The organism is Pseudomonas sp. SCPG-7 (assembly GCF_002156405.1).
Classification (GTDB): domain Bacteria; phylum Pseudomonadota; class Gammaproteobacteria; order Pseudomonadales; family Pseudomonadaceae; genus Aquipseudomonas; species Aquipseudomonas parakoreensis.
The window spans coordinates 147,296-164,247 of record NZ_MVOO01000009.1; the positions used below are offsets into that span (position 1 = coordinate 147,296).

Annotated in this window: 16 protein-coding genes; 10 read left to right on the forward strand and 6 right to left on the reverse strand. The window is 60.9% G+C overall.

The features are described 5' to 3' along the window. Positions 1–11 precede the first annotated feature (11 nt). Positions 12–188 (forward strand): hypothetical protein, encoded by a 177-nt coding sequence (locus B1722_RS29610; RefSeq protein ID WP_161794914.1) that lies wholly within the window; start codon positions 12–14, stop codon positions 186–188. Positions 189–528: 340 nt separating this feature from the next. Here B1722_RS29610 and B1722_RS17965 read toward each other — a convergent pair whose 3' ends face one another. Next, positions 529–1,248, reverse strand: a complete 720-nt coding sequence (locus B1722_RS17965; RefSeq protein WP_027610819.1) for an SIMPL domain-containing protein — start codon at positions 1,246–1,248, stop codon at positions 529–531. A gap of 412 nt (positions 1,249–1,660) precedes the next feature. On the opposite strand from B1722_RS17965, the gene B1722_RS17975 reads away from it, so the two are divergent. The 4 genes from B1722_RS17975 to B1722_RS17990 all read left to right on the forward strand — a co-directional run bounded on the left by B1722_RS17975 (position 1,661) and on the right by B1722_RS17990 (position 6,228). Beyond that, the gene (locus tag B1722_RS17975; RefSeq protein ID WP_086793757.1) at positions 1,661–2,923 is read left to right on the forward strand and encodes an ATP-binding protein; all 1,263 of its coding nucleotides are present in this window, start codon (positions 1,661–1,663) and stop codon (positions 2,921–2,923) included. Beyond that, complete coding sequence (locus B1722_RS17980; RefSeq protein ID WP_003221630.1) at positions 2,916–3,476, forward strand: response regulator transcription factor; 561 nt, start codon at positions 2,916–2,918, stop codon at positions 3,474–3,476. The genes B1722_RS17975 and B1722_RS17980 overlap by 8 nt, the downstream gene beginning before the upstream one ends. Positions 3,477–3,572: 96 nt before the next feature. Next, complete coding sequence (locus tag B1722_RS17985) at positions 3,573–5,300, forward strand: ABC transporter ATP-binding protein/permease (protein WP_041072797.1); 1,728 nt, start codon at positions 3,573–3,575, stop codon at positions 5,298–5,300. 178 nt (positions 5,301–5,478) lie between these two features. Then, positions 5,479–6,228: a FadR/GntR family transcriptional regulator gene (locus B1722_RS17990; protein ID WP_041072876.1), complete on the forward strand. Its 750-nt coding sequence runs from the start codon at positions 5,479–5,481 to the stop codon at positions 6,226–6,228. 209 nt (positions 6,229–6,437) lie between these two features. Here B1722_RS17990 and B1722_RS17995 read toward each other — a convergent pair whose 3' ends face one another. Both B1722_RS17995 and B1722_RS18000 read right to left on the reverse strand, forming a co-directional pair. After that, positions 6,438–6,626 carry a hypothetical protein gene (locus tag B1722_RS17995; protein ID WP_041072799.1) on the reverse strand — a complete coding sequence of 63 codons (189 nt, stop codon included), beginning with the start codon at positions 6,624–6,626 and terminating at the stop codon, positions 6,438–6,440. A 3-nt stretch (positions 6,627–6,629) separates the two neighbouring features. After that, positions 6,630–7,943, reverse strand: coding sequence for a phospholipase (locus B1722_RS18000; RefSeq protein WP_086793761.1), 1,314 nt, complete (start codon positions 7,941–7,943; stop codon positions 6,630–6,632). 237 nt (positions 7,944–8,180) lie between these two features. Between B1722_RS18000 and kdgD the strand changes: the two genes are divergently transcribed. From kdgD to B1722_RS18025, 5 genes are all read left to right on the forward strand, one after another. Next, positions 8,181–9,092, forward strand: coding sequence for a 5-dehydro-4-deoxyglucarate dehydratase (gene kdgD, locus B1722_RS18005; RefSeq protein ID WP_041072803.1), 912 nt, complete (start codon positions 8,181–8,183; stop codon positions 9,090–9,092). A 60-nt stretch (positions 9,093–9,152) separates the two neighbouring features. After that, positions 9,153–10,598, forward strand: a complete 1,446-nt coding sequence (locus tag B1722_RS18010) for an aldehyde dehydrogenase family protein (RefSeq protein WP_086793764.1) — start codon at positions 9,153–9,155, stop codon at positions 10,596–10,598. 156 nt (positions 10,599–10,754) lie between these two features. Then, positions 10,755–12,119, forward strand: coding sequence for an MFS transporter (locus B1722_RS18015; protein ID WP_086793767.1), 1,365 nt, complete (start codon positions 10,755–10,757; stop codon positions 12,117–12,119). 11 nt (positions 12,120–12,130) lie between these two features. Further along, on the forward strand, positions 12,131–13,684 hold the full coding sequence (garD, locus tag B1722_RS18020; RefSeq protein ID WP_086793778.1) for a galactarate dehydratase: 1,554 nt from the start codon (positions 12,131–12,133) through the stop codon (positions 13,682–13,684). A 233-nt stretch (positions 13,685–13,917) separates the two neighbouring features. Beyond that, positions 13,918–14,859 carry an AEC family transporter gene (locus B1722_RS18025; RefSeq protein ID WP_041072811.1) on the forward strand — a complete coding sequence of 314 codons (942 nt, stop codon included), beginning with the start codon at positions 13,918–13,920 and terminating at the stop codon, positions 14,857–14,859. 85 nt (positions 14,860–14,944) lie between these two features. On the opposite strand, the gene B1722_RS18030 is transcribed toward B1722_RS18025, so the two are convergent. From B1722_RS18030 to B1722_RS18040, 3 genes are read right to left on the reverse strand one after another with little or no spacing between them, the layout of a single operon-like run. Further along, the gene (locus B1722_RS18030; RefSeq protein WP_041072813.1) at positions 14,945–15,322 is read right to left on the reverse strand and encodes a carboxymuconolactone decarboxylase family protein; all 378 of its coding nucleotides are present in this window, start codon (positions 15,320–15,322) and stop codon (positions 14,945–14,947) included. Beyond that, the gene (locus B1722_RS18035; RefSeq protein ID WP_086793780.1) at positions 15,319–16,380 is read right to left on the reverse strand and encodes a calcium/sodium antiporter; all 1,062 of its coding nucleotides are present in this window, start codon (positions 16,378–16,380) and stop codon (positions 15,319–15,321) included. Before B1722_RS18035 ends, B1722_RS18030 begins: the two co-directional genes overlap by 4 nt. 46 nt (positions 16,381–16,426) lie before the next feature. After that, a complete protein-coding gene (locus B1722_RS18040; RefSeq protein ID WP_041072815.1) occupies positions 16,427–16,801 on the reverse strand; it encodes a septal ring lytic transglycosylase RlpA family protein in 375 nt (124 codons plus the stop codon). Positions 16,802–16,952 lie beyond the last annotated feature (151 nt).

The window sequence follows — 16,952 nt, forward strand, 5'->3', positions numbered from 1 at the left end:
GTGGGGTCGATGTGAAGTTGATTGCCTTTAAAAAAGCGCAGAAAAAACATTTCGAATGGCCGCTGAAAAATATTCAGACAAGCGAAATTCGGAATTATGAAAAGAAAATTAATGCAGCGCGCATGACTGCCTGCACAGCTTTATGTTGTGCAGATTTGAAATTTGAAGAGTATTTTAGTGGGCAATAAGCATTTTCAATCCCGCAATGGGAGTGACAGGTGATGTATTGGATTGGACTGGAACGGGAGGTGTAGAATCTGGACGAATGCTACTTGGGGAATGCAGGTTTGAATGCATAGAAGTACTGCTTGAACGTTTCATGCTAATCCTTGCTTTTATATTTTTTATATTGAATAGCGAGTAAGTTCCTTTACTCTTGGCGGATCATTTCATTGCTCTTTTAAAATGTCAAGGTGGAAAATTAAATTGACGATGAGCGAAATGTCGGAAGGTTATTCTTCGCTGAAGTTTGCGCATCGGCCAAGTTGTAGAGAGAGGCGCCGGCAATGGCGCCCCTCGTCGGAAAGATTACTGCATCAACACTTCAATCGAGCCATCGGCGGTCAGGCTGACCTGGCTGGTGCCGGCTTCGACTTCCGGTGTGACCGGTGCCGAATCCGCCATGCCGGCGGCTTTCATCATCATCGGGGCGCGCATGTACGGTTGTGGGTAGCCGTTGCTGTTGAGGTTCAGGTTGACGATTTTGTAGCCCTTGCCGCCCAGTGCGTCGGTGGCCAGTTGCGCGCGGGCCTTGAAGGCGCTGACGGCTTCTTTGAGCAGTTTGTCTTCGCTGGCCTTGCGGGTCGGCTCGGCGATGGCGAAGTCCATGCCGCCCATTTTCAGGTCGGTCAGCAGTTCGCCAGTGAGTTTGGACAGGGCGGCGAAGTCGGCGCTTTCCAGGCGCAGTTCGGCGCGTTCACGCCAGCCGGTGATTTTCTGGCCCTTGGTGTCGTAGATCGGGTAGCTGTTGCGGCTGCCCTGGCGCAGGGTGATGTCTTTGACTTGCTTGGCCTGGGCCAGCGCTTTGTTCATGGTGGTGCTGACATCGGCGGCGAGTTTGGCCGGGTCGGTGTTTTGCGCTTCGGTGTAGAGCGTCACGATCATCAGGTCGCGGGCGACTTCCTGGCTGACTTCGGCGCGCAGGGAGATCTGGTTGTAGTGCAGCTCATCGGCGGCCAGCGCCGGAAGGCTGGCGATGCTGCCGACGGTCAGGGCGAGAAGGGCGGCGCTGCGGCGAAAGGTGTGCATGAAGGCTCCTTGAATAATGCGCAGGTGTTGGTTCGTCCCTGCGTGAAACCATCAGACTCTAGCTTCTGCGCTGCGGTTCGCCCAGTTACAACTTCTATACAGATCGCCCAGCTCACCGCAGATCCTGAGTCGAGTGCGCTCTTGTGGCGAGGGAGCTTGCTCCCGCTGGACTGCGAAGCAGTCCCAAACCCGGCAACCGTGATCTGCCAGAAATACCGGAGATACCGGATTTACGACTGCTTCGCAGCCGAGCGTGAGCAAGCTCCCTCGCCACAGTCGATCTCGGAAAGCCATGCGCTGTAGCCCAATTTACCGCCAGCGCCATGTGGTCATTTGCCGCACTTTCGCCTCTCAAAGGCGCGGCTTGGTTATACTCCGTGCGATCCGCCTGGAGCGCTCATCAGGAGAGCTCATGCTCGCCCCCGTACAACTGACTTCCGCCACTCGCCAGAACCTCTGGCGGCTGACGTTCATCCGCACCCTGGTGCTCGCCGCGCAGGCCGGGTCCGTCGGCCTGGCCTACTGGCTGCAATTGTTGCCGTTGCCGTGGGTGCAACTGGCGATGACCCTCGGCTGCTCGATTCTGCTCTGCGTGTTCACCGCCGTGCGACTGCGTACGTCGTGGCCGGTGACCGAACTCGAATATGCGCTGCAACTGGCCTGCGATCTGGTGATCCACAGTGCGCTGCTGTATTTCTCTGGCGGTTCGACCAACCCGTTCGTTTCCTACTACCTGGTGCCGCTGACCATCGCGGCGGTGACGCTGCCGTGGCGTTATTCGGTGATTCTGTCGGGTATCGCGCTGGCGCTGTATACCGTGATGCTGACGCGGTTCTACCCGCTGGAAACCCTGCCGGTGGCCCGCGAGAACCTGCAGATCTACGGCATGTGGCTGAGCTTCGCGCTGGCCGCTGCGGTGATCACGTTTTTCGCCGCGCGCATGGCTGAAGAGCTGCGCCGTCAGGAAGAATTGCGCGCAATTCGCCGCGAAGAAGGCCTGCGCGATCAGCAATTGCTGGCCGTCGCCACCCAGGCCGCTGGCGCGGCGCATGAACTCGGCACGCCGCTGGCGACCATGAGCGTGTTGCTCAAGGAAATGCAGCAGGATCACCCCGACGCGATGTTGCAGGACGATCTGAAAGTGCTGCAGGATCAGGTCAAGCTGTGCAAAGAAACGTTGCAACAACTGGTGCGCGCCGCCGAAGCCAACCGTCGTATGGCCTTGGAAATGCAGGACGTCACCCAATGGCTCGACGAAGCGCTGAACCGTTGGCACCTGATGCGTCCGGAGGCCAGTTATCGCTTCCAGCGTCTCGGCCAGGGCACAGTCCCGCGCATGGCACCGCCGCCGGATCTGACCCAGGCGCTGCTCAATCTGCTGAACAATGCCGCCGACGCCTGCCCGGAAAATCTTCAGGTGACGCTGGACTGGGACGCGGAAACCGTGACCATCAGTATTCGTGACCACGGCGCCGGTGTGCCGCTGGCCATCGCCGAGCAGATCGGCAAACCGTTTTTTACCACCAAGGGCAAAGGTTTCGGCCTGGGCCTGTTTTTGAGCAAGGCCAGCGTGACACGCGCCGGCGGCTCAGTGAAACTCTATAGTCATGAGGAAGGCGGCACGCTCACCGAGCTGCGCCTGCCCCACGGCGCCCGAGGAGACCAACATGAGTGACGAAATCCAAGTCGAAGGCGAAGAACTGCCGCATCTGCTGCTGGTCGACGACGACGCGACCTTCACCCGAGTAATGGCCCGTGCCATGGCCCGCCGTGGCTTTCGCGTGAGTACCGCAGGCTCCGCCGAGGAAGGCTTGACCATCGCCCAGGCCGACCTGCCGGACTACGCCGCGCTGGACCTGAAAATGGACGGCGACTCCGGTCTGGTGCTGCTGCCCAAGCTGCTGGAACTGGACCCGGAAATGCGCGTGGTGATCCTCACCGGTTATTCGAGCATTGCCACGGCGGTCGAAGCGATCAAGCGCGGCGCCTGCAACTACCTGTGCAAACCGGCCGACGCCGACGACGTGCTGGCTGCGCTGCTTTCCGAACACGCCGACCTCGACAGCCTGGTGCCGGAAAACCCGATGTCGGTGGACCGTCTGCAATGGGAGCACATCCAGCGCGTGCTCACCGAGCACGAAGGCAACATCTCCGCCACTGCCCGCGCCCTGGGCATGCACCGCCGCACCCTGCAGCGCAAACTGCAGAAGCGCCCGGTGCGTCGCTGAACCTGCGCTGAACGGCCATCGCCAGCCCTCGCGATAACGCGCACCGATCAACTATGATCGGTGCGTGTCTGTTCTTTTCTTTATCGAGCCTTTTCCATGAATCAGAACGCTGAATATTCCGCGGTCAACGATGCTGTGCGCGGGCAGTTTTTTCGCAAGGTGTGGGGGATCATCACGCCTTACTGGCGCAGCGAAGAGAAGGGCAAGGCCTGGACATTGCTGATTGCGGTGATTGCGCTGTCGTTGCTCAGCGTGGGGATCTCGGTGTGGTTCAACACCTGGTACAAGGATTTCTACAACGCGCTGCAGAAGAAAGATGAAGCGGCGTTCTGGCAGCTGATTCTGTATTTCTGCGCGATTGCAGCGGTGGCGATTGTCGGTGCGGTGTACCGGCTTTATCTGACCCAGATGCTGACGATTCGCTGGCGGGCCTGGCTCACCGAAAAGCATTTCTCCCGTTGGCTCGCCGACAAGAATTACTACCAGCTGGAGCAGGGCGGTTACACCGATAACCCGGACCAGCGGATTTCCGAAGACCTCAATAACTTCACCTCCAATACCCTTGAGCTGGGGATCGGCCTGCTGCGCAATATCGTCAGCCTGGTGTCGTTCTCGATCATTCTGTGGGGCGTGTCGGGCAGCATTGAGGTCTATGGCATCACCATTCCCGGCTACATGTTCTGGTGCGTGCTGGTCTACGCCGTGGTGGGCAGCTGGCTGACGCACTTGATCGGTCGCCGCTTGATCGGCCTGAACAACCAACAACAACGCTTCGAAGCCGACCTGCGTTTTTCCATGGTGCGGATTCGTGAAAATGCCGAGAGCATCGCGTTGTACAACGGCGAGCCGAACGAAAATCGTCGTTTGAGCGGTCGCTTCGGTAATGTCTGGCACAACTTCTGGGACATCATGAAAGTGTCCAAGCGCCTGACGTTCTTCACTGCCGGTTACAGCCAGGCTGCGATCATTTTCCCGTTTATCGTGGCGTCGCCGCGCTACCTCGCCGGCAAGATCGAGCTGGGTGAACTGATGCAGATCAGCTCGGCATTCGGCAACGTCCAGGAGAGTTTCAGCTGGTTCATCAGCGCCTATCAGAGCCTCGCGTCCTGGCGCGCCACCTGTGATCGTCTGCTGAGTTTCCGTCAGGCCATGACCGATAACGAACAGCGCCGCCCGGCCATCGACGTGCAAAACCAAGGCAGCGAATTGCAAGTGCACAACCTCGGCCTGGACCTGGCCGATGGTCGGCACCTGCTGACCAATGCCGACATGACGGTGGAGCCGGGCGAGCGGGTGATGCTCAGCGGCCGATCCGGCAGCGGCAAGTCGACGTTGCTGCGGGCGATGGGGCATTTGTGGCCCGCGGGCCACGGCGCTATTCGCCTGCCGGCGGCGCGTTATCTGTTCCTGCCGCAGAAGCCGTATCTGCCGATCGGTACCCTGCGCGAAGCCTTGAGTTATCCACAACCGGGCGACACCTATGCGCCAGAGCGTTACGCGCAGGTGCTGGAGACTTGCCGTCTGCCGCATCTGGTCGCACGTCTGGACGAAGCCAATCACTGGCAGCGCATGCTGTCGCCGGGTGAACAGCAACGCCTGGCCTTCGCCCGCGCGATGCTTTACGCACCGCAATGGCTGTACATGGACGAAGCGACGTCGGCGATGGATGAAGAGGATGAGGCAACGTTGTATCAGGCGCTGATTGATCAGTTGCCGGGCCTGAGCATCGTCAGCGTCGGCCACCGCAGCAGCCTCAAGCGCTTCCACCCACGGCATGTACGGATCGACAGCGGGCATCTGGTGGAACAGGCCGTGACCGCCTGACCCACAGAAATCCCCCTGTAGGAGCTGCCGCAGGCTGCGATCTTTTGATGTTGTTTTTCAAGATCAAAAGATCGCAGCCTGCGGCAGCTCCTACAGGGGAAGTCTGTGACGAGTGATCGTACAACCCGCCTGCGCTATGATGCCCACCAAGCCGATTTTTCGAGACCAGACGTTGACCATGGAAAACCCGATCGACACCCCACGCCTCCCGCGCAAGCGCCGCAGCCTGGCCCAGGAGCTGGTGACGGTGCTGACCGAGCAGATCCGCGACGGTCTGCTCAAGCGCGGCGACAAATTGCCCACCGAGTCGGCGATCATGCAGGAGCATGGCGTCAGCCGCACGGTGGTGCGCGAGGCGATCTCCCGCTTGCAGGCTGCCGGCCAGGTGGAAACCCGCCACGGCATCGGCACCTTCGTGCTCGACACGCCGAGCCCCAGCGGTTTCCGCATCGACCCGGCGACCGTCGTCACTTTGCGTGACGTGCTGGCGATTCTGGAGTTGCGCATCAGCCTGGAAGTGGAGTCCGCCGGCCTCGCCGCGCAACGTCGCAGTCCCGAACAACTGGCGACCATGCGCGCCGCCCTCGATGCACTGAACGACAGCGTGGCCCACGCCAGCGATGCGGTAGCGTCGGACTTCGCCTTCCATCTGGAAATCGCACTGTCCACCGGCAACCGCTACTTCACCGACATCATGACCCACCTGGGCACCAGCATCATTCCGCGTACGCGGTTGAACTCGGCACGCCTGGCGCATGATGACCAGCAGCACTACATGAATCGCCTGAGCCGTGAGCACGAGGAAATCTACGAGGCGATTGCCCGCCAGGATGCCGATGCGGCGCGGGCGGCGATGCGCCTGCATTTGACCAACAGCCGTGAAAGGCTGCGCCAGGCCCATGAAGAGGCGCAGGCGCAGCGCGGATGAGTGTCTGGCAGATTATGTGCGCCTGACATACCGCTATCGCTGGCAAGCCAGCTCCCACAGGTTCCTTTGTTGAAGCGGATCCCGTGTACGACATCGATCGCTGAGGGGAGCAGGCAAGCCAGCTCCCACAGGTTCCTATGTTGCAGCGGATTCCGTGTACGACATCAGTCACTGTGGGAGCTGGCTTGCCAGCGATGAGGCCCGTGAATTCAGCGCGGCAATATCGAGCGATCCACCCTCACTGCCAGTTTCGCGTTACCAGGCTTGGCAGCAAACGCCACCTCTCCCGATTTATCCACAACCCCCCGCGCAATCGGCTTGCCGTCCTCCAGCAGCTCCAGCGGCGCGCCCTGCAGCGACTGCCCCGACGTCAGTTCCAGTTTCAAAGTGATCGTCATTGCTCATTCTCCTTGATTGACGTTGCCCGTCGGGTGGTAGTCCTTGAGCAGCAAGTAAGTGCTCCAGCCCCACCAGTCATCGATGGTGGCGGTGTCGTTGAGGTTGTTCACATCTTTGCGCCGCAGCACCTTGCCGCCCTCGACGCGGAACAGCGGCGCGAAGTTATTCGAAAGATTCAGCACCGCCGTCAGATCCGGCAGGCGTTGCAGCGCGGCAAACGTTGAAGGGGCGGGCACGTTGCCGCTGAGGTAGGCGGCGAAGATTTCATCCGCCGAAGCCTGCACCGCCAGATTGACCTGGGTTCGGTTGTCCGCGTCGCTGGCGTCGAAGTAACGTTTGTCGCCGTAGACGCGCCATTGATCGCCATGGGCGTTGCGCACCTTGAGGCCGAATTTACTGTCCTCGTCGTGCATGAAACGGGTGACCAGCGAGCCGAGATCGCTCGGCGTGACCACCGCCGCCATCTCTTTGCGTGGCACACGCAGGTGGCCGGCAGAGAACAGGTCGGTGAGGAAGTGGTCGGCAAACGCGTTCATCGCGTAGGCCCGTTCCAGTTGCTGCTCATCGTGATTGGCGCGGGCTGCGACGGCGGTTTGCAGGGCGGCGGTGTGGCCGGCGATGTAGGCCAGTCTGGCCCATTCACCAAAGTGGTCGGCGTTGTTCGCCGCCAGTTTCAGATAGCGCCCAAGCGGGAATAGCGCGGAGACGAAACTGCCGCCGCCGGTGAGCTTGTTCCACTCTTCGGACAACGTATCTCCGAGCGCGTCGTAGGCTTCATGTGGTGCTTTGCCGTCCTTGATCGCCTGTTTGACCGCGTCGATCTCCTTTTGCATGACCGCGAGAATCTGCGTGGCCTCGGCGCGTGAGGCCGGCAGCACGGCGAGAGAATCAAATGCAGCGTGGAAGCGATTCAGGCGATCAACCGGGGTCGCGCCCTCGTTGATCGGTCGATCGACCACGCCGTAGAAATCTCCAGCCAGCGCCACCACCTGGCCGTAGGTCAGCGCAAGGCCATTGGGCAAGTGCAAGGGCTTGTTTTGCGCGCGAATCGGCTCGGCGTTTTCACTGAAGCGCAGCAGGGTGTTATCGCCGATGGCCGCGTGTTCAGCGCCTTCGAAGCGCAGTGGCGGTCGAATGTTCAAGGCGTTGCCGGGGAGGGCGGCGGCCGGTACGACATCGCTATGGGCGTCGGCGATGTGCAGCAGCAGATGCGGATTGTCGGCGTTGAAGCGGATGCCTTTTACAGTGAAAAGATCATCGAGTCGAGCGACGACCGGTTTGGGTCGTACCTGTGGTTCTGCATGCAGTCCGGACATTTCTGGCTCCTTGATATGTCGTCGGTGGATTTATTTTTAACTGTATGGATATACAGTCAGATCGAGCCTAGACCAGATTTTTCCTACGTCAAGATCGAATCTTGTCCGACAAAAAGTGCGGGGCAACGATGAAATGCAGTTGACGGTTGTCTTTTAAGTTGTACGATGACCTACAACTTCAGCATTGGCTGAATCATAAAACTCACAAAAAACGTTGCTACCCAGGGTGTTCGAATAATGAATCCACAAGAACTGAAGTCCATCCTCTCCGCCGGTCTGCTGTCGTTCCCGGTCACTGATTTCAATGCTCAGGGCGATTTCAACCGCGCCGGCTACATCAAGCGTCTGGAGTGGCTGGCCCCGTATGGCGCTTCAGCCTTGTTCGCCGCCGGCGGCACCGGTGAGTTCTTCTCCCTGGCCGCCAGCGAATACTCGGAAATCATCAAGACTGCCGTCGACACCTGCGCCAGCAGCGTGCCGATTCTGGCCGGTGTCGGCGGCTCGACCCGTCAAGCCATCGAGTACGCCCAGGAAGCTGAGCGTCTGGGCGCCAAAGGCCTGTTGCTGCTACCGCACTATCTGACCGAGGCTAGCCAGGACGGCGTCGCCGCCCACGTTGAAGCGGTGTGCAAATCGGTGAACATCGGCGTGGTGGTCTACAACCGCAACGTCTGCCGCCTGACCGCGCCACTGCTGGAACGTCTGGCCGAGCGCTGCCCGAACCTGATCGGCTACAAGGACGGTCTGGGCGATATCGAGTTGATGGTGTCGATCCGTCGCCGCCTCGGTGATCGCTTCAGCTACCTCGGCGGCCTGCCGACTGCGGAAGTCTACGCCGCTGCCTACAAGGCACTGGGCGTGCCGGTTTACTCCTCGGCAGTGTTCAACTTCATCCCGAAAACCGCGATGGACTTCTACCACGCGATTGCCCGCGACGATCACGCCACCGTCGCCAGGATCATCGACGACTTCTTCCTGCCGTACCTGGACATCCGCAACCGCAAGGCCGGTTACGCCGTGAGCATCGTCAAGGCAGGCGCGAAAATCGCCGGCTATGACGCAGGCCCGGTGCGTGCACCGCTGACCGACCTGACCGGCGAAGAATTCGAAATGCTCGCCGCGCTGATCGACAAGCAAGGCGCGCAATAAACACCGACCCACAAGGCCGCTGAGCAATCAGCGGCTTTTGCGTAGAGAGGAGAATTTTCTGTGGCTGATTCCAAGCGTTACGACAACTACATCAACGGTGAATGGGTCGCCGGTGCCGATTACTCGGCGAACATCAACCCGTCCGAGCTGAGCGACACCATCGGCGACTACGCCAAGGCTGACCTGACTCAGGTTAACGCCGCCATCGATGCGGCCCGCGCCGCGTTCCCGGCGTGGTCGACTTCGGGCATTCAGGCCCGTCACGATGCGCTGGATAAAGTCGGCACGGAAATCCTCGCCCGTCGCGAAGAACTCGGCACCCTGCTGGCCCGGGAAGAGGGCAAGACCCTGCCCGAAGCCATCGGCGAAGTGACCCGCGCCGGCAACATCTTCAAGTTCTTCGCCGGTGAATGCCTGCGCCTGTCCGGCGACTACGTGCCGTCGGTGCGCCCGGGCGTCAATGTCGAAGTCACCCGCGAAGCCCTCGGCGTGGTCGGTCTGATCACCCCGTGGAATTTCCCGATTGCCATCCCGGCATGGAAAATCGCCCCGGCCCTGGCCTACGGTAACTGCGTGGTGCTCAAACCTGCCGATCTGGTGCCAGGTTGTGCCTGGGCGCTGGCGGAAATCATCTCCCGCGCTGGCTTCCCGGCCGGTGTGTTCAACCTGGTGATGGGCAGCGGTCGGGTGGTCGGCGAAGCGCTGGTCAACAGCCCGAAAGTTGATGGCATCAGCTTCACCGGCTCCGTGGGTGTGGGCCGGCAGATCGCCGTTAATTGCGTGTCGCGCCAGGCCAAGGTGCAGCTGGAAATGGGCGGCAAGAACCCGCAGATCATTCTCGACGACGCCGACCTCAAGCAAGCGGTCGAGCTGTCGGTGCAGAGCGCGTTCTACTCCACCGGCCAGCGTTGCACGGCGTCGAGTCGTTTGATCGTCACTGCCGGGATTCATGACAAGTTCGTTGAAGCCATGGCCGAGCGCATGCAGTCGATCAAGGTCGGCCACGCGCTGAAATCCGGCACCGACATCGGTCCGGTGGTTTCCCAGGCGCAGCTGGAACAGGACATGAAGTACATCGACATCGGCCAGTCCGAAGGTGCACGTCTGGTCAGCGGCGGTGGTCTGGTGACCTGCGACACCGAAGGCTACTTTCTCGCGCCAACGCTGTTTGCCGACAGCGCAGCGTCGATGCGCATCAGCCGTGAAGAGATTTTCGGCCCGGTGGCCAACGTCGTTCGCGTGGCCGATTACGAGGCGGCGCTGGCGATGGCCAACGACACCGAGTTCGGTCTGTCGGCCGGCATCGCCACCACGTCGCTGAAGTACGCCAACCACTTCAAGCGCCATTCGCAGGCCGGGATGGTGATGGTCAACCTGCCGACCGCCGGTGTCGATTACCACGTTCCGTTCGGGGGTCGTAAGGGTTCATCCTATGGCTCACGTGAGCAAGGCCGCTATGCGCAAGAGTTCTACACGGTCGTGAAGACCAGCTACATCGGCTCCTGAAGCAATACCCCTGTAGGAGCTGCCGAAGGCTGCGATCTTTTGATTTGTTTGAAGATCAAGATCAAAAGATCGCAGCCTTCGGCAGCTCCTACAGGGAATACATGCAGCACAACAGATTCACCCGCGCATAAAAATAATCAGTGGGAGTACATCTACATGCAATCGTCCAAGCCGACTCACGTCCGCTATTTGATCCTGCTCATGCTGTTTCTGGTGACTACGATCAACTACGCCGACCGCGCGACCATCGCCATCGCCGGTTCCAGCCTGCAAAAAGACCTCGGCATCGACGCGGTCACCCTCGGTTATATCTTCTCCGCTTTCGGGTGGGCCTACGTCGCCGGACAGATTCCCGGTGGCTGGCTGCTCGATCGCTTCGGCTCGAAAAAAGTCTACGCCCTGAGCATTTTCACCTGGTCGCTGTTCACCGTGCTGCAAGGCTTTGTCGGTGAATTCGGCATGTCCACGGCGATCGTTGCGCTGTTCATGCTGCGCTTTCTGGTCGGTCTGGCGGAGGCGCCATCCTTTCCCGGTAACGCACGGATTGTCGCGGCCTGGTTCCCGACCGCTGAACGCGGTACGGCCTCGGCGATCTTCAACTCGGCGCAATATTTCGCCACTGTGCTGTTCGCGCCGCTGATGGGCTGGATCGTGTATCGCTTCGGCTGGGAGCACGTGTTCATTGTCATGGGCATCCTCGGCATCATCTTCTCGCTGGTCTGGCTCAAGGTTATCCACAGCCCGCGTCAGCATCCGCTGGCCAACGAAGCCGAAGTGCAGTTCATCGCCGACAATGGCGGCATGGTCGACATGGACGTCAAGCAAGGCAAAAAATCCGACGGGCCGAAGTGGGATTACATCCGTCAGTTGCTGACCAACCGCATGATGCTCGGCGTGTATCTGGGCCAGTATTGCATCAACGGCATCACTTATTTCTTCCTGACCTGGTTCCCGGTGTACCTGGTGCAGGAGCGCGGCATGACCATCCTCAAGGCTGGTTTCATTGCCTCGCTGCCGGCGATCTGCGGTTTCATCGGTGGCGTGCTTGGCGGGGTGATTTCCGATTACCTGCTGCGCAAAGGGCATTCGCTGACCTTCGCCCGCAAGGCGCCGATCATCGCCGGCTTGCTGGTATCGAGCAGCATCGTGGCCTGCAACTATGTTGACGTGGAATGGATGGTGGTCGGCTTCATGGCCCTGGCCTTCTTCGGCAAAGGCGTGGGCGCGCTGGGTTGGGCGGTGGTGTCCGACACTTCGCCAAAACAGATCGCTGGCCTGAGCGGCGGGTTGTTCAACACCTTCGGCAACCTCGCTTCGATTACCACGCCGATCGTGATCGGCTACATCATCAGTTCCACCGGTTCGTTCAAATGGGCGCTGGTGTTCGTCGGTGCCAACGCACTGGTGGCGGTGTTCAGCTACCTGGTGATCGTCGGCCCGATCAAACGTGTGGTGCTCAAAGAGCCACCCACCAACGGTGGTTCTGAAGTCACTGGCAAATTGTCTCAAGCGCATTCCTGAGGAGCGGCGTCATGCAGTTGATTGAACATTCCGACTCGCCGCGCTACATCCGCCTGCACGAGCGGGACAACGTAGTGATTGTGGTCAACGACCAGGGCGTGCCGGCCGGTACCGAGTTCCCGGACGGTCTGGTGACCGTGGACTTTGTGCCGCAGAGCCACAAGGTGACTCTTGAGGACATTCCCGAGGGCGGCCAGGTGATTCGCTACGGTCAGACCATCGGCTACGCGTTGCAGCCGATCCCGCGGGGCAGCTGGGTCAAGGAAGATCAACTGCGCATGCCGACCGCGCCGCCGCTGGACAGCCTGCCGCTGTCCACCGAAGTACCGGCCGCGCAGGCCCCGCTGGAAGGCTTCACGTTCGAGGGTTATCGCAACGCCGACGGCACCGTCGGCACGCGCAACATTCTCGGGATCACCACCACGGTGCAGTGCGTCACCGGCGTGCTCGATCACGCGGTGAAACGCATCAAGGAGGAGTTGCTGCCGAAGTATCCGCACGTTGATGACGTGGTGGCGCTGACCCACAGTTACGGCTGCGGCGTGGCCATCACCGCCACCGATGCGTACATCCCGATCCGCACCGTGCGCAATCTGGCACGCAACCCGAACCTGGGTGGCGAAGCGCTGGTGATCAGCCTGGGCTGCGAGAAATTGCAGGCCGGGCAGGTGATGCACGAGGATGACGCCTCGGTGGATCTCAGCGAGCCGTGGCTGTATCGCCTGCAGGATTCCAGTCACGGTTTCACCGAGATGATCGAGCAGATCATGGCGCTGGCCGAAGTCCGTTTGCAGAAGCTTGACCAGCGCCGCCGCGAAACCGTGCCGGCGTCCGAGCTGATCCTCGGCATGCAATGCGGCGGCAGCGATGCGTTCTCCGGCATCACCGCCAACCCGGCGCTGGGTTACGCCTCGGACTTGCTGCTGCGCGCCGGGGCGACGGTGATGTTTTCCGAGGTCACCGAAGTGCGCGATGCGATCTATCTGCTGACCTCCCGTGCCGAGACCAAGACCGTGGCGCAGGAGCTGGTGCGCGAGATGGACTGGTACGACCGCTATCTGGCCAAGGGCGAAGCGGATCGCAGCGCCAATACCACGCCGGGCAACAAGAAAGGCGGGTTGTCGAACATTGTCGAGAAATCGCTGGGCTCGATCGTCAAATCCGGCAGCAGCGCGATCAATGGCGTGCTCGGCCCGGGCGAGCGGTTCAAGCAGAAGGGTTTGATCTTCTGCGCGACCCCGGCCAGTGATTTTGTCTGCGGCACCTTGCAGTTGGCCGCGGGGATGAACCTGCATGTGTTCACCACCGGGCGGGGCACGCCTTATGGCTTGGCCATGGCGCCGGTGGTCAAGGTCTCGACCCGGACCGAGCTGGCGCAACGCTGGCCGGATCTGATCGATATCGATGCCGGGCGGATTGCTACCGGTCGTGCGTCCATCGAGGAGTTGGGCTGGGAGTTGTTCCACTATTACCTGGATGTGGCGAGCGGCAAGCAGCAGACGTGGGCGGAGAAGCACAAGCTGCATAACGACATCACCCTGTTCAATCCGGCGCCGATTACCTGACCCTGTGGCGAGGGGGCTTGCTCCCGCTGGACTGCGTAGCAGTCCCATTTTTTGGGGCCGCTTCGCGACCCAGCGGGAGCAAGCTCCCTCGCCACAGGTGTGACCGCTCCCACATTGGATGTGTAGTGTTTCTGTGGGAGCGAGCCTGCTCGCGAAAGCGATCCAACAGACGCCAAAGGATCGGGTGGCTTATCATTAAGCCCTGACGACGCTCACCCAAAGGCTCCCCCGGCATGCTGGCAATCTTCCTCGAAACCCTGAACATCACCGCGCCGGTGTTCGCCATGCTGTTCCTCGGGGTGTTGCTCAAGCGCATCGACTGGATCAACGACAACTTCATCCACACTGCCTCAGCGCTGGTGTTCAACGTCAGCATGCCGGCACTGCTGTTTCTCGGGATTCTGCATGCGGATCTGCACGCCGCGCTGCAACCGGCGCTGCTGATCTATTTTGCAGTCGCCACGCTGGTGAGTTTTGCCCTGGCCTGGGGCTGGGCGATCATCAAGTGCCCGCGTGAAGATCGCGGCATCTACACCCAGGGCGCGTTTCGCGGCAACAACGGGGTGATTGGTCTGGCGCTGGCGGCGAGCATGTACGGCGACTACGGGATTTCCCTCGGGGCAATTCTCGCGGCGCTGGTGATCCTGTTCTACAACACGCTGTCGACCATCGTGCTTGCGGTGTACAGCCCGGTGATCAAGTCCGATCCGTGGAGCATCTGCAAAAGCGTGTTCAGCAATCCGCTGATCATCAGCGTGATTGCCGCCGCACCGTTCGCGTATTTCCAGATCAGCCTGCCAGGCTGGCTGGAAACCTCCGGCCAGTATCTGGCGCAAACCACCTTGCCGCTGGCGCTGATCTGCATTGGCGGCACGCTGTCATTAGCGGCGCTGCGCAAGAGCGGGAGCATGGCGCTCAGTTCGAGTCTGGTGAAGATGATCGGTTTGCCGGTGCTGGCGACGCTCGGTGCGTGGCTGTGGGGCTTTCGCGGAGCGGAGCTGGGGATTCTGTTTCTGTACTTCGGCAGCCCGACCGCCGCCGCCAGTTTCGTTATGGCCCGTGCGGCGCAGGGCAATCATGAGCTGGCAGCGGCGATCATTGTGCTGACCACGCTGATGGCGGCGGTGACCACCAATATCGGGATCTTTCTGTTGCAGTGGGGTGGGTGGATCTGAAGGGCAAGATCAAAAGATCGCAGCCTGCGGCAGCTCCTACATTGGAATGCGTTCTCCTGTAGGAGCTGCCGAAGGCTGCGATCTTTTAGTTTTTCTGATAACTGTCGATCACTTCCTGCGCCGCGCGAAACGCATCAATCGCCGCCGGCACCCCGGCATACACCGCGCAATGCAGCAGCGCCTCACGAATCTCCTCGACCGTGCAGCCATTGTTCAGCGCACCGCGCACGTGGCCCTTCAATTCTTGCGGGCACTTCAATGCGGTCAGCGCTGCAAGGGTAATCAGGCTGCGGGTTTTCAGCGGCAGACCTTCGCGATTCCACACGCCGCCCCAGGCGTGTTCATTGACGAAATCCTGCAGCGGCTGGGTGAACTCGGTGGCGTTGCCCAGCGCGCGATCAACGAACGCATCGCCCATTACCTGACGGCGCATTTCAACCCCGGTTTTCTGCGAATCGGTCATGGCACATCCCTCTTGTGGTGTTGGCGGCGCCAGGCGCGTACGGACGTGAACAACAGAAACGCCAGCAGCGATGGCAGCACGTAAAACAGCATCAGCTTTTCCAGTTTGCCGGCCAGTGGCATGCCGGTGGTGAACGACACCACGTGCAGCCCGTAAGCCGCGTACAAACCGAGCAACAACAAACCTTCAGCGCGGGTCACGCGATAGCCGGAATAGAACACCGGCAGGCACAGCGCGGCGACGCCAAGCATCACCGGCAGGTCGAAATCCAGTGCGTTGGGCGAGACCGACAACGGTGTCGGTGCGATCAGTGCGGTAACGCCGAGCACCCCGAGCAGGTTGAACAGGTTGGCGCCGATCACGTTGCCCACGGCGATATCGCGCTGCCCGCGCAGTGCGGCGATCAGCGAGGTGGCGAGCTCCGGCAGCGAGGTGCCGACCGCGACCACGGTCAGGCCGATTACTCGTTCGGAGAAGCCCAGATCCGTCGCCACCGCCACCGCTGCGCCGAGCAGCAAATGCCCGGCGAACACCAGCAGCGCCAGACCGACGACGATCATCAACAGACTGCTGAACCACGGCACCTGCGGGGCTTGCGGCAATTGCGAATGCGGACGCGCCGAGTGCCGCGACTGGCGCAGCAACAAACTGAGGTACAACGCCAATGCCGCGAGCAGCAGCACGCCGTCGAAGCGACCGATCTGTTCGTTCCAGGCGAGGACAAACACCAGCAGGCTGGCGCCGATCATCAGCGGAATATCCAGGCGCACCAGTTGCCGCGAGACCCGCAGCGGAATGATCAGCGCCGACAGACCGAGGGTCACGAGGATGTTGAAGATGCTGCTGCCGATCACGCTGCCGACGGCGATGTCGGGGTTGTGCGTCAGGGTCGCTTGCAGGCTGACCGCCATTTGCGGGGCGCTGCTGCCAAGGGCGACGATGGTCAGGCCGATGATCAGCGGGCGCACATGCAGGCGGGCGGCCAGACGCACCGCGGCGCGCACCATCAGTTCGGCGCCGAGGATCAACAAGATCAGGCCGCTGAGCAACTCGATCACGTTGATCAGCGGTAAATCGGCCAGAGCAAAAATGGTCAGCGCTCCATCAGTCGTCGAGGGCCTGTATGCGCACGCGTGCTGTGCCGCTGCCGAGCATGCCGAGGCGTTCGGCGGCTTCACGGGAGACATCGATCAAGCGGCCACGGGTGTGCGGGCCGCGATCATTGATGCGCACAACGCAGGATTTGTCGTTTTTCAGGTTGGTGACCTTCACCCGCGTGCCGAACGGCAGTTGGCGATGGGCGGCGGTCAGGGAATTCTGGTTGAACGCTTCGCCGCTGGCGGTGCGTTTACCGTGGTGCTTGGCACCGTAATAGGAAGCGACGCCAGTCTGGTCGTAACCGTGCGGGTCGATGATGTCGTTGCTGGCGCAACCGGCGAGCAAGGAGAGCAGGGCGCAGGCGCCGAGCAGGCGTTTCATTCGAAAGCTCCCAGAATAATTGTGGCGAGGGAGCTTGCTCCCGCTCGGCCGCGAAGCGGTCGCAAAACCAGCAACCGCATTCTTTCCGAAAGAGTGTGGATGCAGACTTGGGTCTGCTGCGCAGACCAGCGGGAGCAAGCTCCCTCGCCAC

Excerpts from the sequence above, each read along its gene's own strand:
- B1722_RS17965 (WP_027610819.1), bottom strand. The coding sequence starts at position 1,248 with ATGCACACCTTTCGCCGCAGCGCCGCCCTTCTCGCCCTGACCGTCGGC.
- B1722_RS17975 (WP_086793757.1), top strand. The coding sequence starts at position 1,661 with ATGCTCGCCCCCGTACAACTGACTTCCGCCACTCGCCAGAACCTCTGG.
- B1722_RS17980 (WP_003221630.1), top strand. The coding sequence starts at position 2,916 with ATGAGTGACGAAATCCAAGTCGAAGGCGAAGAACTGCCGCATCTGCTG.
- B1722_RS17985 (WP_041072797.1), top strand. The coding sequence starts at position 3,573 with ATGAATCAGAACGCTGAATATTCCGCGGTCAACGATGCTGTGCGCGGG.
- B1722_RS17990 (WP_041072876.1), top strand. The coding sequence starts at position 5,479 with ATGGAAAACCCGATCGACACCCCACGCCTCCCGCGCAAGCGCCGCAGC.
- B1722_RS17995 (WP_041072799.1), bottom strand. The coding sequence starts at position 6,626 with ATGACGATCACTTTGAAACTGGAACTGACGTCGGGGCAGTCGCTGCAG.
- B1722_RS18000 (WP_086793761.1), bottom strand. The coding sequence starts at position 7,943 with ATGTCCGGACTGCATGCAGAACCACAGGTACGACCCAAACCGGTCGTC.
- kdgD (WP_041072803.1), top strand. The coding sequence starts at position 8,181 with ATGAATCCACAAGAACTGAAGTCCATCCTCTCCGCCGGTCTGCTGTCG.
- B1722_RS18015 (WP_086793767.1), top strand. The coding sequence starts at position 10,755 with ATGCAATCGTCCAAGCCGACTCACGTCCGCTATTTGATCCTGCTCATG.
- garD (WP_086793778.1), top strand. The coding sequence starts at position 12,131 with ATGCAGTTGATTGAACATTCCGACTCGCCGCGCTACATCCGCCTGCAC.
- B1722_RS18025 (WP_041072811.1), top strand. The coding sequence starts at position 13,918 with ATGCTGGCAATCTTCCTCGAAACCCTGAACATCACCGCGCCGGTGTTC.
- B1722_RS18030 (WP_041072813.1), bottom strand. The coding sequence starts at position 15,322 with ATGACCGATTCGCAGAAAACCGGGGTTGAAATGCGCCGTCAGGTAATG.
- B1722_RS18040 (WP_041072815.1), bottom strand. The coding sequence starts at position 16,801 with ATGAAACGCCTGCTCGGCGCCTGCGCCCTGCTCTCCTTGCTCGCCGGT.